Source organism: Streptomyces galbus (assembly GCF_005280195.1).
GTDB lineage: Bacteria > Actinomycetota > Actinomycetes > Streptomycetales > Streptomycetaceae > Streptomyces > Streptomyces galbus.
In genome coordinates, this window is sequence record NZ_SZPR01000018.1 from 179,008 (window position 1) to 193,988 (window position 14,981).

At 71.3% G+C, this 14,981-nt stretch carries 15 protein-coding genes; 14 read left to right on the forward strand and 1 reads right to left on the reverse strand.

What is annotated here, in order from left to right; translation table 11 throughout:
- The first annotated feature begins 66 nt into the window (after positions 1-66).
- The 3 genes from E4U92_RS21975 to prcA are packed head-to-tail and all read left to right on the forward strand — an operon-like array spanning position 67 to position 2,176.
- Positions 67-579 (forward strand): endonuclease VII domain-containing protein, encoded by a 513-nt coding sequence (locus E4U92_RS21975; RefSeq protein ID WP_137302157.1) that lies wholly within the window; start codon positions 67-69, stop codon positions 577-579.
- Positions 531-1,376 carry a proteasome subunit beta gene (prcB, locus tag E4U92_RS21980; protein ID WP_137302158.1) on the forward strand — a complete coding sequence of 282 codons (846 nt, stop codon included), beginning with the start codon at positions 531-533 and terminating at the stop codon, positions 1,374-1,376. Before E4U92_RS21975 ends, prcB begins: the two co-directional genes overlap by 49 nt.
- A 59-nt stretch (positions 1,377-1,435) precedes the next feature.
- Positions 1,436-2,176 (forward strand): proteasome subunit alpha, encoded by a 741-nt coding sequence (prcA, locus tag E4U92_RS21985; RefSeq protein WP_137302159.1) that lies wholly within the window; start codon positions 1,436-1,438, stop codon positions 2,174-2,176.
- A gap of 83 nt (positions 2,177-2,259) precedes the next feature.
- Here the strand turns inward: prcA and E4U92_RS21990 are convergent, their stop codons facing one another.
- Complete coding sequence (locus E4U92_RS21990) at positions 2,260-3,324, reverse strand: LacI family DNA-binding transcriptional regulator (RefSeq protein WP_137302160.1); 1,065 nt, start codon at positions 3,322-3,324, stop codon at positions 2,260-2,262.
- An 87-nt stretch (positions 3,325-3,411) separates the two neighbouring features.
- Between E4U92_RS21990 and E4U92_RS21995 the strand changes: the two genes are divergently transcribed.
- From E4U92_RS21995 to E4U92_RS22045, 11 genes are all read left to right on the forward strand, one after another.
- On the forward strand, positions 3,412-4,671 hold the full coding sequence (locus tag E4U92_RS21995) for an MFS transporter (protein ID WP_137302161.1): 1,260 nt from the start codon (positions 3,412-3,414) through the stop codon (positions 4,669-4,671).
- Between the two features lie 9 nt (positions 4,672-4,680).
- Positions 4,681-6,042 carry a Pup--protein ligase gene (gene pafA / locus E4U92_RS22000; protein WP_137302162.1) on the forward strand — a complete coding sequence of 454 codons (1,362 nt, stop codon included), beginning with the start codon at positions 4,681-4,683 and terminating at the stop codon, positions 6,040-6,042.
- A gap of 155 nt (positions 6,043-6,197) precedes the next feature.
- On the forward strand, positions 6,198-7,202 hold the full coding sequence (locus tag E4U92_RS22005; protein ID WP_137302163.1) for an FKBP-type peptidyl-prolyl cis-trans isomerase: 1,005 nt from the start codon (positions 6,198-6,200) through the stop codon (positions 7,200-7,202).
- A gap of 60 nt (positions 7,203-7,262) precedes the next feature.
- The gene (locus E4U92_RS22010; RefSeq protein WP_137302164.1) at positions 7,263-7,634 is read left to right on the forward strand and encodes an FKBP-type peptidyl-prolyl cis-trans isomerase; all 372 of its coding nucleotides are present in this window, start codon (positions 7,263-7,265) and stop codon (positions 7,632-7,634) included.
- 147 nt (positions 7,635-7,781) lie between these two features.
- Entirely contained in the window at positions 7,782-8,750 is a 969-nt protein-coding gene (locus E4U92_RS22015; RefSeq protein ID WP_137302165.1) for a helix-turn-helix transcriptional regulator, read from the forward strand.
- A gap of 19 nt (positions 8,751-8,769) precedes the next feature.
- Complete coding sequence (locus tag E4U92_RS22020) at positions 8,770-9,894, forward strand: helix-turn-helix transcriptional regulator (RefSeq protein ID WP_229862669.1); 1,125 nt, start codon at positions 8,770-8,772, stop codon at positions 9,892-9,894.
- Positions 9,891-10,181 (forward strand): hypothetical protein, encoded by a 291-nt coding sequence (locus E4U92_RS22025; protein ID WP_137302166.1) that lies wholly within the window; start codon positions 9,891-9,893, stop codon positions 10,179-10,181. The genes E4U92_RS22020 and E4U92_RS22025 overlap by 4 nt, the downstream gene beginning before the upstream one ends.
- 107 nt (positions 10,182-10,288) lie before the next feature.
- A complete protein-coding gene (locus tag E4U92_RS22030; protein WP_137302167.1) occupies positions 10,289-10,483 on the forward strand; it encodes a hypothetical protein in 195 nt (64 codons plus the stop codon).
- Between the two features lie 260 nt (positions 10,484-10,743).
- Positions 10,744-11,031, forward strand: a complete 288-nt coding sequence (tatA, locus tag E4U92_RS22035; RefSeq protein WP_137302168.1) for a Sec-independent protein translocase subunit TatA — start codon at positions 10,744-10,746, stop codon at positions 11,029-11,031.
- Between the two features lie 47 nt (positions 11,032-11,078).
- Positions 11,079-12,026: a twin-arginine translocase subunit TatC gene (gene tatC, locus E4U92_RS22040; protein ID WP_137302169.1), complete on the forward strand. Its 948-nt coding sequence runs from the start codon at positions 11,079-11,081 to the stop codon at positions 12,024-12,026.
- A gap of 96 nt (positions 12,027-12,122) precedes the next feature.
- Complete coding sequence (locus tag E4U92_RS22045) at positions 12,123-14,975, forward strand: DEAD/DEAH box helicase (RefSeq protein WP_137302170.1); 2,853 nt, start codon at positions 12,123-12,125, stop codon at positions 14,973-14,975.
- The last annotated feature ends 6 nt before the right edge of the window (positions 14,976-14,981 follow it).

Below are 14,981 nucleotides of genomic sequence, written 5' to 3' on the forward strand. Positions count from 1 at the left end.
GAAGCGAGACGCTGTTCACGGTGCAAGACGTATCTGCCACGTGAGGCGTTCGCGAGCAACAAGTCCATGCCCGACGGTCTCCAGGCGTACTGCCGGAAGTGCTCCGCCGAGTACTACCGGCAGCGCCAGGAGGCAAGGGGGAAGAAGGTCCGCGAGAAGGTCGCCGTGCCGCCGGGGCACAAGCGGTGTCCCCAGTGCGAGCTGGTGAAGCCGCACGCCGAGTGGGAGCGCAACAGGGCGTCTTCGGACGGCTGGGCGAGCTACTGCCGGAGGTGCAGGGCCGAGCGGAACAGGGCCAGCTACTTCAAGCGCAGGTACGGCCTCACATCGGCGGAGCTGGAGGCGCTGGTGGCCGAACAGCGGGGAGTGTGCTGCATATGTCTCGCCGCCCCGGCGGAGCATGTGGATCACTGCCACAAGACGGGTAGGGTCCGTGGCGTACTGTGCTTCAGCTGCAATGCCGCACTGGGGCAGTTCAAGGATCGGCCCGATGCCATAAGGCGGGCTGCTGCTTACGTGGAAGGAATCGCGTGGAAGCCAACACTCGTAGCACCGGGCGTCTACCAGCTGCCTTCCTGACGCCTGGGTCGGCCTCGTTCATGGACTTCCTGTCCGAGCACCAGCCGGAGTTGCTGCCCGGCAACCGGCAACTGCCGCCCACGCAGGGTGTGATCGAGGCGCCGCACGGCACGACGATCGTGGCCGTGACGTTCCCCGGCGGTGTGGTCCTCGCCGGTGACCGCCGGGCCACCATGGGCAACGTCATCGCCCAGCGCGACATCGAGAAGGTCTTCCCGGCCGACGAGTACTCGGCGGTGGGCATCGCCGGCACCGCGGGCCTGGCCGTGGAGATGGTCAAGCTCTTCCAGCTCGAGCTGGAGCACTTCGAGAAGGTCGAGGGCGCGCAGCTGTCCCTGGAGGGCAAGGCGAACCGTCTGTCGACGATGATCCGCTCCAACCTCGGCATGGCCATGCAGGGCCTGGCCGTGGTGCCGTTGTTCGCCGGTTTCGACGTGGACCGGGCCAAGGGCCGGATCTTCTCGTACGACGTGACGGGTGGCCGTTCCGAGGAGCACGGCTACGCGGCCACGGGTTCGGGTTCGATCTTCGCGCGCGGCGCCATGAAGAAGCTGTTCCGTGACGACCTCAGTGAGGCCGAGGCCACCACGTTGGTGGTGCAGGCCCTGTACGACGCGGCTGACGACGACTCGGCGACGGGTGGTCCCGATGTCGCCCGCCGGATCTACCCCATCGTCACCGTGATCACCGAGGACGGTTTCCGCCGGCTCACCGACGACGAGTCCTCCGCGATCGCCCGTTCGATCCTGGAGCGCCGTCTGGAGCAGCCGGACGGCCCGCGTGCCGCTCTGCTGTAGTCGGCCGCCGTTTTCCGTCAGGTGATCCAGTGACTTCCACAGAAAGGGACGGATAGCCGGTGTCGACGCCGTTCTATGTCTCACCCCAGCAGGCGATGGCGGACCGCGCGGAGTACGCGCGCAAGGGCATCGCCCGTGGCCGCAGCCTGGTCGTGCTCCAGTACGCCGACGGCATCGTGTTCGTCGGCGAGAACCCGTCCCGTGCGCTGCACAAGTTCAGCGAGATCTACGACCGGATCGGTTTCGCGGCCGCCGGCAAGTACAACGAGTACGAGAATCTGCGGATCGGTGGTGTGCGGTACGCGGATCTGCGGGGTTACACGTACGACCGGGACGATGTGACGGCCCGGGGTCTGGCGAACGTCTATGCCCAGACGCTGGGCACGATCTTCTCCTCGGCGGCCGAGAAGCCGTACGAGGTGGAGCTGGTCGTGGCGGAGGTCGGGGAGACGCCCGAGGGTGACCAGATCTACCGGTTGCCGCACGACGGTTCGATCGTGGACGAGCACGGTTCGGTCGCGGTGGGCGGCAATGCCGAGCAGATCAGCAGTTATCTGGACCAGCGCCACCGGGACGGTATGAGTCTCGCGGAGGCGTTGAAGCTGGCGGTGCAGGCGCTGTCGCGGGACACCAACGGTTCCGAGCGGGAGATCCCGGCGGAGCGGCTGGAGGTGGCGGTGCTGGACCGTACGCGTCCGCAGAAGCGGAAGTTCAAGCGGATCGGGGGTGCGCAGTTGTCGCGGCTGCTGCAGTCCGGTGGGCCGTCGACCGAGGCGGAGAGTTCCTCGGACGACGACTGATCCGTCGGGCGTGCGCGTCCCTCGTTCTGCCTGTTCGCCCTGTCCGTGCCCCGGCCGATCCTCCGGCCGGGGCACGGGGCGTTTCAGGAGGGCCTGGGGGCGCCTGTGGAGCCGCGGACGACAAGGTGGACGGGGATGTCGCCCTGTTCGGGTGTGCGGCCTTCCAGGACGGCGAGGAGGGCGTGCATGCCGTGTTCGCCGAAGCGTTCGGCGTCGAGGCGGAGGGTGGTGAGTTCGGGGTCGAGGGCGGTGGCGAGGGCGATGTCGTCGACGCCGGTGACGGACACGTCGTCGGGGACGCGCAGTCCGCGGCGGCGCAGGGCCTTGTAGACGCCGGCGGCGAGTTTGTCGTCGTCGCAGACGACGGCGGTGGGGTGGGGGCCGGGGGTGTCGAGGGCGGTCTCGGCGGCGGCGAGGGCGCCTTCGATGGTCATGGGGGTGCGGGTGGTGCGCAGGGTGGTGCCGGGTACGGCGCGTACGCGGGCGGCGAGTTCACGCGCGCGTACGTCGAAGGTCCAGGAGGGGATGTCGGCGGCGACGTGGAGGAAGTGGCGGTGGCCGAGGCCGAGGAGGTGGTCGGCGACCTGGCGGGTGCCGTCGGCGATGTCGAGGTTGACGGTGGCGGCGCCGAGGCTGCCGTGGGGGTCGCTGTCGAGCATGACGAGGGGGAGCCGGTCGCCGCGGATGGCGGTGAGGGCGTCGGCGGCCATGGAGGAGGCGAGGACGCCGTCGAGCGCTGCCTGGGCGGAGGCGAAGGGGTCGCGGGCGGGGCCGATGCCTTCGGGGGAGGGGTAGAGCACGACGCCGAAGCCGTGGTCGGCGGCGACGCGGGCGGCGCCGGTGTAGACGCCGGCGAAGAATTCGGTGGTGAGGGCGGGGACGACGAGGAGGACGGTGCGGGTGCGGCCGAGGCGCAGGTTGCGGGCGGCGAGGTTGGGCCGGTAGTCGAGTCGGCGGGCTGCTTCGCGGACGCGTTCGGCGGTGGCCTCGGAGACGCGTCCGCGCCATTTGTCGCCGAGGACGAGGGAGACGGCCGCCTGGGACACTCCTGCCGCCTGCGCCACGTCGCGGCTGGTGGGGCGCGTGCTGGTGCTACCTCGTGCCACCGTGGGCCTGCTCTTTCGTGTGGACTGGTGAACAGCGCACATGGTACGTATGGACGGTCTAGTTATACGTAAAACCTCGTGGGTGCGGCGGCCGCCGTGACTCGCGTCGAGCCGATGGGGGCGCACCGCATGGCCGCGGGATACCTGGAGATCCTCAGGGCGCGACACGCCGCGCGTCTGCTCGCCGGCACCCTGGTGGGGCGGCTGCCGAACGCCACCGCGGCGATCGCCGTCGTGCTGTTCGTGCGGGCCGAGGGCGGCAGCTACAGCCTGGCGGGTGCCCTGGCGGCGGTGTACGGCGTCGCCAACGCGGTCGGCCAGCCGGTCCTGGGCCGGCTGGTGGACCTGCACGGCCAGCCGCGGGTGCAGTTGCCGGCCGCGCTGGCCTCGGCCGTCGCGATGGCCGTCTTCGCGTTCACCGGTGTGGACCCGCTGCCGCTCGCCTATGCCGCGGTCGGCGCGGCCGGCCTGTTCACGCCGCCGCTGGAGGGCGGGCTGCGGGCGCTGTGGCCGTCGGTGCTGCGCCGCGAGGACCAGGTGCACACGGCGTACGCCATGGACGCGATCGCCCAGGAGGTGATGTTCACGGTCGGGCCGCTGCTGGTCACCCTGTGCGTGTCCCTGTGGTCCGCCGGGGCGGCGCTGCTGGTGCTGAACGTCCTCGGGGTGCTCGGCGCGCTGTCGGTGGTGGTGTCGGCCCCTTCGCGCGCGTGGCGGTCGGCGCCCCGTGAGGCGCACTGGCTGGGCGCGCTGCGCTCGCCGGGCCTGCTGGTGCTGCTGGGCGCGTTCCTGTTCATCGGGATGGCGCTGGGGTCGATCACGGTGGCGTCGGTGCCGTACGCCGACGACCACGGCGGCGACGCGGTGTACGGCTGGCTGATGGCCGCCCTGGGCCTGGGCGCGCTGCTCGGCGGCTCGGTCTACGGTGCGCGGAGTTGGCCGGGGGCGCCCGAGCGGCGGCTGCGGGTGCTGGTGGCGCTGCTGGCGGTGTGCTACCTGCCGTTGACGCTGATGCCGGGTGCGGCCGCCATGGTGGCGCTGACGGCGCTGGCCGGGGTGTTCCTCGCGCCGGCCATCGCGTGCGCGTTCGTGATCGTCGACCGGCACGCGCCGAGCGGCACGGTCACGGAGGCGTTCTCCTGGCTGGTGACGACGTTCACGGTCGGCGCGTCGGTGGGGACGGGCGTGGCCGGTCCGGTCGTCGAGGCGGGCGGGGCCCAGTGGGGCTTCGCGGTGCCGGGTGCGGCGGGTGCCGTGTCGTTGCTGGTTTTGGTCGCCGCCGGACGGGTAATGGCGGCGCCCGCTGGTCACGCGGTGGTCGCGGTGTCGTCGGAAAATGATCCGAACCGTGCCGTCGAACCCCGTTTCAGCTCGGGGGATCGGGCGTAATGTTCAGTCATGGACCGCCGCATTTTCGGGCTGGAGAACGAGTACGGCGTCACGTGTACGTTCAGGGGACAGCGCCGCCTGTCTCCCGACGAGGTGGCGCGGTACCTCTTCCGCCGTGTCGTGTCATGGGGCCGCAGCAGCAATGTGTTCCTGCGGAACGGCGCCCGCCTGTATCTCGACGTGGGCTCCCATCCTGAATACGCGACACCCGAATGTGACAACGTGACCGAACTGGTCACTCACGACAAGGCCGGCGAGCGCATTCTCGAGGGGCTGCTGGTCGACGCGGAACGCCGCCTGCACGAGGAGGGAATCGCGGGCGACGTCTACCTCTTCAAGAACAACACCGACTCGGCCGGCAACTCCTACGGCTGCCACGAGAACTACCTGGTGGCCCGGCACGGGGAGTTCTCCCGGCTGGCGGACATCCTCATCCCGTTCCTGGTGACCCGGCAGCTGCTGTGCGGCGCCGGCAAGGTGCTGCAGACCCCGCGCGGTGCGGTGTACTGCGTCAGCCAGCGGGCGGAGCACATCTGGGAGGGCGTCTCGTCGGCGACCACCCGGTCGCGTCCGATCATCAACACGCGGGACGAGCCGCACGCCGACGCCGAGCGCTACCGCCGGCTGCACGTGATCGTCGGTGACTCGAACATGTCCGAGACGACCATGCTGCTCAAGGTCGGGGCCACCGATCTGGTGCTGCGCATGATCGAGGCGGGCACGGTGATGCGCGACCTGACGCTGGAGAACCCGATCCGGGCGATCCGCGAGGTCAGCCACGACATCACCGGCCGGCGCAAGGTGCGCCTGGCCAGCGGCCGCGAGGCCTCCGCCCTGGAGGTGCAGCGCGAGTACTACGAGAAGGCCGTCGACTTCTGTGAGCGCCGGGGCATCCGCACCGGCACGGTGGAGCAGGTCCTGGAGCTGTGGGGCCGCACGCTGGACGCGATCGAGGCGGAGGACCTCGACCGGATCGGCACCGAGATCGACTGGGTGATCAAGTACAAGCTGCTGGAGCGGTACCGCGCCAAGCACAACATGACGATGTCGCACCCGCGCGTGGCGCAGATAGACCTCGCCTACCACGACATCCACCGTCGTCGTGGTCTGTACTACCTGCTGGAGAAGAAGGGTCAGACGGCGCGGATCTGCGACGACTTGAAGATCTTCGAGGGCAAGTCGGTGCCGCCGCAGACCACTCGGGCCCGGCTGCGCGGCGACTTCATCCGGCGGGCGCAGGAGCAGCGCCGGGACTTCACGGTCGACTGGGTCCACCTCAAGCTGAACGACCAGGCCCAGCGGACCGTGTTGTGCAAGGACCCGTTCCGTTCGGTGGACGACCGGGTGGAGAAGCTGATCGCCGGAATGTGAGCCGGGCGCGTGACCGGGCCGTGCCCTGCGGGTGACGTCCGCAGATGAGTTCGGAACGCAACACGGGCGCCGTACGTTTCCCGTACGGCGCCCTTCTCACGCCGTAGAGTTGCGCGCACGCCATCACAAGATCGACCGATTACGAGGCCCCCACCGTGCGCCGACGCTCCCTCATCCTCGCCGCCGTCCCCGCTGGACTGGTCACGCTCGCCGGCTGCGGCGACGACAAGTCCGACTCGAGCAAGGCGAGCGACAGCGCGTCGCCGTCCGCGTCGCAGACGTCCGCCGCGCCGGCGCCGAAGATCGTCGACGGGCCGCTGCCGGCCATCACGGCGGGCACGAAGTTCGGTGAGAAGCCGACCGTCGCCAAGGGCAGCGGCAAGCCGTCCGACCAGCTCGCGGTGAAGACGGTGATCGCGGGCGGCGGGAAGACCGTCGCGGAGAACGACTACGTCCAGGCGAACTACCTCGGCCAGGTCTGGGACACCGCCAAGGTGTTCGACAACTCCTACGACCGCAAGACGCCGCTGGTGATCCAGCTCGCCGCGGGCAGCATCATCGACGGCTGGCGGTACGCGCTGACCGGCAAGAAGACCGGCAGCCGCGTGGAGTTCTCCGTCCCGCCCACCTGGGGGTACGGCGCGCAGGGCAACGCGCAGGCGGGCATCAAGGGCACCGACACGCTGGTGTTCGTGGTCGACCTGCAGGAGACCTTCAACTCCAAGAGCTCCGCCAAGGGCAAGGACGTGCCGCAGACCGACGCCAAGCTGCCCAAGGTCGGCACCAACACCGACGGCAAGGCGCCCTCCGTGCAGGTGCCAAAGGCCGACCCGCCGAAGGGGCTCGTCGCCAAGTACGTCATCGAGGGCGACGGCGACGTGGTCGCGGCGGACAACAGCGTGCTGGTGCAGTACAAGGGCGTCGTGTGGAACACCGGCAAGGAGTTCGACTCGACGTACGGGCGGGGCGCGCTGACGTCGTTCGGGCTGCAGCAGGTCGTCAAGGGCTGGGCGCAGGGCCTGACCGGCAAGAAGGTCGGCAGCCGCGTCCTCATCGTGATCCCGCCGTCGCTGGGCTACGGCGACCAGCCGCCGGCCGGCAGCGGCATCGAGAAGGACTCCACGATGGTGTTCACCGTGGACATCCTCGCGAAGATGTGAGCGTGCGGGGATGCGAGACTGTGCCCGTTGCCTTTCCGACACCGAGCAGGAGCAAGTGACGTGAGCATCGAGAAGCCCGAGATCGACTTCCCCGGCGGCGAGCCCCCGGCGGACCTCGAGATCAAGGACATCTGGGAGGGCGACGGCGAGGTGGCGCAGGCGGGCCAGACCGTCACCGTGCACTACGTGGGTGTCGCCTTCAGCACCGGCGAGGAGTTCGACGCGAGCTGGAACCGGGGCACTCCGTTCCGCTTCCCGCTGGGCGGCGGCCGGGTCATCAAGGGCTGGGACCTCGGCGTGCAGGGCATGAAGGTCGGCGGCCGCCGCCAGCTGACCATCCCGGCGCACCTCGCCTACGGCAACCAGAGCCCCACCCCGGCCATCCAGCCCGGCGAGACGCTGATCTTCGTGGTGGACCTCCTCGGGGTCTGACCGCCACCCGGGGGCCGACCGTTCCGCGACCGGACCCGATCACCTGGGGCCCATGCCTGTCCGGGCGTGGGCCCTCGGCTTTGCCCCGGCACCGCGGAGCGGTACGGTCGTCCGTCGTAAGGACCATGAGGAAGGCGAAGGGCGTCGATGGCCATTGCCAAGGCAGAGCGGCTGATGAACCTGGCGCTGTGTCTGCTCGGGACGCGCAGGCCGCTGAGCAAGCGGGAGCTGCGCGAGTCCATCGAGGCCTATGTGGAGGCGTTCGGCTCGGGCGCGGGGGGCGACGACTCCTTCAACCGCATGTTCGAGCGCGACAAGGACGACCTGCGGGAGCTCGGCCTGGTCATCGAGACCGTGGAGAGCCTCGACGGCGAGATCGGCTACCTGGCCCGCCGCGACAGCAACCGCCTGCCGCCCATCACCCTCGACGCCGAGGAGGCCGCCGCGCTGGGCCTGGCCGCCAAGGTGTGGCAGCAGGCCCGCCTCGCCGGAGCCGCCAGCGGCGCCCTGCAGAAGCTGCGCGCGGCCGGACTCCCCGAGGACGTCGACCCCTACGAGGCGCACGGCGCGCTGGAGCCGCGCATCCCCGTGCACGAGGCGGCCTTCGAGCCGCTGATGCTCGCCTGCCGCGACCGCCGCCCGGTCGTCTTCGACTACCGCAAGGCCAACGCCGCCCACCCCGAGCCCCGGCACGTCGAGCCGTGGGCGCTGGAGTGCTGGCGCGGCCACTGGTACCTGGCGGGATTCGACCGCGACCGGGGCGCCGAGCGGGTGTTCCGCCTGTCGCGCATCACCGGCAAGGTCCGCTCCCGGGGCGGCCGGTTCACCGCGCCCGTGCCCGACGTGGTCACCGTCCGCGAGACCGTCGCCGGCTGGGCGGGGGAGACCGCCGACCGCAGCGCGCGCATCCGGCTGCGCGGCGGCGCCGGGTACCCCCTGCGGGCGAGGGCCACCGCCGTGCGGGAACTCGGCGACGGTTGGGACGAGTTGGAGATTCCGTACGGGCACGGGCTGGACGCCTGGCTCGTGGAGTTCGGGCCGGACGTGGTCGTCCTGGAGCCCGCCGAGCTGCGGGCCGACGTCGTCGACCGGCTGCGGGCCGTGGCCAAGGGCTGAGGGGGAGCGGAGCGAGACAGTGGCAGGCAAACCGGTCAGGCCGGCGAACGCGATCGACCAGACCCGGCGGATGCTCTCCCTGGTGACGTACCTCAGGGAGCGGCCCGGCGCGCGCATCGAGGACGTGGCGCGCGCCTTCGGCATCACCGAGGACGAGCTGGTCTCCGACCTCGACGTGCTGCCCATGTGCGGCACCAGCTTCCGCGGCGGCGACCTCCTCGACATCGACACCGACGGCGAGCGCATCTGGTGGCACAACCCGGCCGCCCTGGGCGCCGACGCCGCCGAGCCCCTGCGGCTCGCCGCCGACGAGGCGACCGCGCTGCTGGTCGCCGCCCGCGCGGTGGCCACGCTGCCCGGGCTGCGCGAGAGCGACCGGCAGGCGCTGGTGCGGGCCACCGCCAAGGTGGAGACCGCGGCCGGCGAGGCGGCGGGCGCCAGCTCCCGGCTGTCGGTGACCTTCGAGTCCGAGGGCGGCGTCTTCGCCGACGTCGACCGGGCCATCTCCGAGCGCCGCCGGCTGTGGATCCGCTACTACTCCCCGGCCCGCGACGAGGTCACCGAGCGCGAGATCGACCCCATCCGCCTGGTGAGCGTCGGGCACACGTACGTGGAGGCCTGGTGCCGCCGCTCCGAGGCGCGCCGCACGTTCCGCCTCGACCGGGTCGCCGAGATCAAGATCCTCGACGAGCCGTCCGCCCCGCCCGAGGTGGAGCTGCGGGACCTCTCGGAGGGGCTGGTGCAACCGGCCGCCGAGGACCCCGAGGTCGTCATCGAGGTCGGCCCCGGCGGCCGCTGGGTCGCCGAGTACTACCCGCACGACAGCGCCGATGAGCTTCCCGACGGCGGGCTGCGTATCACTCTGCGCACGCCCGATCCGGCCTCCCTCAGACGCCTGGCCCTGCGCCTCGGTCCCGACGGCCGGATCGTCGCGCCGCAGGACCTCGCCGACCGCGCCCGCCGCGCCGCCCGCGAGGCCCTCGCGGCGTACGACGGCCTCGACGCGCGTGTCGGCGGCGCCACCGCCGGCAGCGGTGAGGGCACCGGCGTCGCGGCCGGCGCGGAGGCCGGGCCCGGGGTGCCGGGCGTGGCGCCGGGGCGGCGGCTGAGCAGGCAGTTCGACGGACAGGAGCAGGGGCTGTGAGCGAATCGGCGACGTCCGGTGCGCGGGGCATCTCGGTGGCGTCCGCGTTCGCGGGCATGCGGAGCGTGGCTCCGGTGGTGTTCCGGGCGGGCTGCCCGGACTGCCGGGGCCGTTTCGAGCTCGCCGCGAGCGCCCTGCGGCTGGCCATCGGCGCCACCAGCCGCACCACCTTCTACTCCTTCACCTGCCCCGAGTGCGGTGCGGCCGTCCGCAAGCCGGCCGGCGAACGCATCGTGGAACTCCTCACGGGCGGCGGCGTGCGCACCCTGCGGCTGCACTCGATGTAGCGAACCGCGAGGACGCCGGCTGACGGACCGTGCGCCGGGCGGTCCGGTGCGGGCGCCCGGCCCGCCCGCGGTCGGCACGGCGGCCGGGACGGTCTAGGCTCGACGGCATGTTCTGGGCGATGTTCGCGGTGGCGATGGGGTTCTCGGGGCTCGCGGTGCTGGCCGTGCTGGCCGTCCGGGTGTTCGTGGAGGCCGAGCGGCTGGGCCGGCAGGTGAGCGACTCGGCCGCGCGGATCGGCCGGGCCGCCGACGACCTGGAGCGCGCGTCGATGAGCGCGGCCCGGGCGGCGGAGTCCCTGTGAGGGGCACCGGGCACCCGCGGTGAGACCTGCGCCGTTCGCGCCGTGGGGTGCTTCGCCCTCCCGCCCCGACAGGGGCGGACGGTACGCTGCTGGTCGCGGCCCGGAGAACGAGGCCCGGACCGCCGACCGGGAGTACGCCCAGGGATTGCCCCACGTTTACCCCTGAGCGTTACGATCGCTGTCAACGCGATCCTTCGGACACCTGTCCGGCAGATCGGACAGCACCCCACCCCGCAGCCTCGGTGAGAAGGTAAAGACTTATGTTCGGAAGGCTCGGCGCCCCCGAGATCATTCTCATCCTCGTCGTCATCATCCTGCTGTTCGGCGCGAAGAAGCTTCCGGACATGGCCCGCTCGCTCGGCAAGTCCGCGCGCATCCTCAAGAGCGAGGCCAAGGCGATGAAGGAAGACGGCAACAGCACCACCACGCCGGCCGGCCCGCCGAACAACGGCGAGCAGCCCCCCGTGCAGCGCACCATCCAGGCGTCCCCCGGTGACGTGACCAGCTCCCGTCCCGTGACGGAGCCGACGGACACCACCAAGCGCTGACGCAGGGCCGGTGACCTCCGGCCCGCCGCACGAGATGGGAACGTGGGTTGCTCAAGCCTGCCCGCAAGAAGGAGAAGGACCCCGAGGGGCGGATGCCGCTCGCGGAACACCTTCGTGAGCTGCGCAACCGGCTGGCGAAGGCGATGCTGGCCATCGTCCTGGTGGCGGTGGTCGCCGCCTTCTTCTACAACGACATCATCAACTTCCTCACCCAGCCGATCCTCGACTCCGTCGGCTGCAGGGAAAGCTTCGCGGAACTGGCGCAGTCCAGCGATCCCGACCGGTGCGCCCGCATCACCATCAACGGCCTGCTCGCGCCCTTCACCCTGGCGCTGCAGGTCTCGCTGATGGCCGGTGTGGTGTTCGCCTCGCCGGTCTGGCTGTACCAGCTGTGGGCCTTCGTCGCGCCCGGTCTGCACAAGCACGAGAGGAAGTACGCCTACGCCTTCGTGGGCACCGGCGTCCCGCTGTTCCTCGGTGGTGCCTACTTCGCCTACCGGGTCCTGCCGACCACCGCCAAGGTACTGATCGACTTCACGCCGAACGGTGTCGACAACCTCCTGCCGCTCGACGACCTGCTCCAGCTCGTCACGCGCATGGTCGTGGTCTTCGGCCTGTCCTTCGAACTGCCGCTGCTGCTGGTCATGCTCAACCTCACCGGCGCCATCACCGGCAAGCGGATGGCCGGCTGGTGGCGGGCGATGATCATCGGCATCACGGTGTTCGCCGCGGTCGCCACCCCCAGCACCGACCCCATCTCGATGCTGGCCCTGGCCGGACCGATCTGGGTGCTGTATTTCGGCGCCGTCGCCTTCTCCCTGCTCAACGACCGCCGCAGGCGCCGCCGCGAGGCCCTGGCCCCCGCCGACGACGAGGCGTCCGAGCTGGACCTGACCCCCGAGGACATCGGCAGGGTCGAGCCGGTGTCCACCCCGCGCGCGTTGCCCGAGCAGGCGAGCACCGAGCGCGTGAACGGCTACGACGACGTCACCTGACGGCGTGCGCGCGTTCCGGCGCGCACGCCCGCGGCGTCCGCCCCACCACGTCCCTGAGCTGCGCGGACCGCGGGTTTCGAGACGCTGATACGGATAATGATCGTCCTGTTGTCAGTGGGGCCCGGTACGCTCGAAAGCACGATGACTCAGGACCTCTCACCGGCCGAGCGGTACGCGGCGGCGCGCAGGCGCGCTGCCGAGCAGGCCACCGCGCTCGCGTCCTTCCGCGAGATGTACGACTTCGGCCTCGACCCCTTCCAGATCGAGGCCTGCCAGGCGCTCGAGGCGGGCAAGGGCGTCCTGGTGGCCGCGCCCACCGGCTCGGGCAAGACGATCGTCGGCGAGTTCGCCGTCCACCTCGCCCTCCAGCAGGGCCGCAAGGCCTTCTACACCACGCCCATCAAGGCGCTGTCCAACCAGAAGTACGCCGACCTGTGCCGGCGGTACGGCGCGGAGAAGGTGGGCCTGCTCACCGGCGACAACAGCGTCAACTCCGACGCCCCGGTGGTCGTGATGACCACCGAGGTCCTGCGGAACATGCTCTACGCCGGCTCCCAGACCCTCATCGGCCTGGGGTACGTGGTGATGGACGAGGTGCACTACCTCTCCGACCGGTTCCGCGGCGCCGTCTGGGAGGAAGTGATCATCCACCTCCCCGAGTCGGTCACGCTCGTGTCCCTCTCGGCGACCGTGTCCAACGCCGAGGAGTTCGGCGACTGGCTCGACACCGTCCGCGGCGACACCGAGGTCATCGTCTCCGAGCACCGCCCCGTGCCGCTGTTCCAGCACGTGCTGGCCGGACGCCGGATGTACGACCTGTTCGAGGAGGCCGAGGGCCACAAGAAGGCCGTCAACCCGGACCTGACCCGGCTGGCCCGCATGGAGGCGAGCCGGCCGTCGTACCAGGACCGGCGCCGGGGCCGCTCGATGCGCGAGGCCGACCGCGAGCGCGAGCGCCGGCAGCGCTCCCGGGTGTGGACCCCCGGCCGCCCGGAGGTCATCGAGCGCCTGGACGCCGAGGGCCTGCTGCCCGCCATCACCTTCATCTTCAGCCGCGCCGCCTGCGAGGCCGCCGTCCAGCAGTGCCTCTACGCCGGGCTGCGGCTCAACGACGACGACGCGCGGGAGCGGGTCCGCGCCCTGGTCGAGGAGCGCACCGCCTCCATCCCGCGCGAGGACCTGCACGTCCTCGGGTACTACGAGTGGCTGGAGGGCCTGGAGCGCGGTATCGCCGCCCACCACGCGGGGATGCTGCCGACGTTCAAGGAGGTCGTCGAGGAGCTGTTCGTGCGCGGCCTGGTCAAGGCCGTCTTCGCGACCGAGACCCTCGCCCTGGGGATCAACATGCCGGCCCGCTCGGTGGTGCTGGAGAAGCTCGTCAAGTGGAACGGCGAGCAGCACGCCGACATCACCCCCGGCGAGTACACCCAGCTCACCGGCCGTGCGGGCCGGCGCGGCATCGATGTCGAGGGCCACGCGGTGGTGCTGTGGCAGCGCGGCATGAACCCCGACCACCTGGCCGGTCTCGCCGGCACCCGCACCTATCCGCTGCGCTCCAGCTTCAAGCCGTCGTACAACATGGCGGTCAACCTGGTCGAGCAGTTCGGCCGGCACCGCTCGCGCGAGCTGCTGGAGACGTCCTTCGCGCAGTTCCAGGCGGACCGCTCGGTCGTCGGGATCTCCCGGCAGGTGCAGCGCAACGAGGAGGGGCTCGCCGGCTACAAGGAGTCGATGACCTGCCACCTCGGCGACTTCGAGGAGTACGCGCGGCTGCGCCGCGAGCTGAAGGACCGCGAGACCGAGCTGGCCCGGCAGGGCGCGTCCCAGCGCCGCGCCGAGGCCACCGTCGCCCTGGAGCGGCTCAAGCCCGGCGACATCATCCACGTGCCCACCGGCAAGTACGCCGGCCTGGCCCTGGTGCTGGACCCCGGCCTGTCCGCCGGGCGTGCCGACGGCCACCGCCACGTCGACCACCACGACGGGCCCCGGCCGCTGGTACTGACCGCGGAACGGCAGGTCAAGCGGCTGGCGTCGATGGACTTCCCGGTGCCCGTGGAGCCGCTGGACCGGATGCGGATCCCCAAGTCGTTCAACGCGCGCTCCCCGCAGTCGCGCCGGGACCTCGCCTCCGCGCTGCGCACCAAGGCCGGGCACATCGCGCCGGAGCGGCACCGCAAGCAGCGCTCGCAGGCCGCCGACGACCGCGAGATCGCCCGGCTGCGCACCGCGCTGCGCGCCCACCCGTGCCACGGGTGCAACGACCGCGAGGACCACGCCCGCTGGGCCGAGCGCTACCACCGGCTGCTGCGCGACACCTCGCAGCTCGAGCGCCGCATCGAGGGCCGCACCAACACCATCGCGCGGACCTTCGACCGGATCGTGGCCCTGCTGACCGAGCTGGACTACCTGCGCGGCAACGAGGTCACCGAGCACGGCAAGCGGCTCGCCCGGCTGTACGGCGAGCTGGACCTGCTGGCCAGCGAGTGCCTGCGGGCCGGTGTCTGGGAGGGCCTGAGCCCGGCCGAACTGGCCGCGTGCGTCTCGGCGCTGGTCTACGAGGCCCGGGTCGGCGACGACGCGATGGCGCCGAAGCTGCCGTCGGGCAAGGCCAAGGCCGCGCTCGGCGAGATGGTGCGGATCTGGGGCCGGCTGGACGCGCTGGAGGAGGAGTTCCGGATCAGCCAGACCGAGGGCGTGGGCCAGCGCGAGCCCGACCTCGGCTTCGCCTGGGCCGCCTACATGTGGGCGTCCGGCAAGGGCCTGGACGAGGTGCTGCGCGAGGCGGAGATGCCCGCCGGCGACTTCGTGCGCTGGTGCAAGCAGGTCATCGACGTGCTGGGGCAGATTTCGGCCGCCGCACCCGGCGAGGGCACCACGGTCACCAAGGCCGCCCGCAAGGCCGTCGACCAGCTCCTGCGGGGCGTCGTCGCCTACTCGTCCGTGGGCTGAGCCCCG

Excerpts from the sequence above, each read along its gene's own strand:
- tatA (WP_137302168.1), top strand. The coding sequence starts at position 10,744 with ATGTTCGGAAGGCTCGGCGCCCCCGAGATCATTCTCATCCTCGTCGTC.
- E4U92_RS22015 (WP_137302165.1), top strand. The coding sequence starts at position 7,782 with ATGGCCATTGCCAAGGCAGAGCGGCTGATGAACCTGGCGCTGTGTCTG.
- E4U92_RS21975 (WP_137302157.1), top strand. The coding sequence starts at position 67 with ATGCCCGACGGTCTCCAGGCGTACTGCCGGAAGTGCTCCGCCGAGTAC.
- E4U92_RS22045 (WP_137302170.1), top strand. The coding sequence starts at position 12,123 with ATGATCGTCCTGTTGTCAGTGGGGCCCGGTACGCTCGAAAGCACGATG.
- E4U92_RS22030 (WP_137302167.1), top strand. The coding sequence starts at position 10,289 with ATGTTCTGGGCGATGTTCGCGGTGGCGATGGGGTTCTCGGGGCTCGCG.
- E4U92_RS21995 (WP_137302161.1), top strand. The coding sequence starts at position 3,412 with ATGGCCGCGGGATACCTGGAGATCCTCAGGGCGCGACACGCCGCGCGT.
- pafA (WP_137302162.1), top strand. The coding sequence starts at position 4,681 with ATGGACCGCCGCATTTTCGGGCTGGAGAACGAGTACGGCGTCACGTGT.
- E4U92_RS21990 (WP_137302160.1), bottom strand. The coding sequence starts at position 3,324 with ATGTGCGCTGTTCACCAGTCCACACGAAAGAGCAGGCCCACGGTGGCA.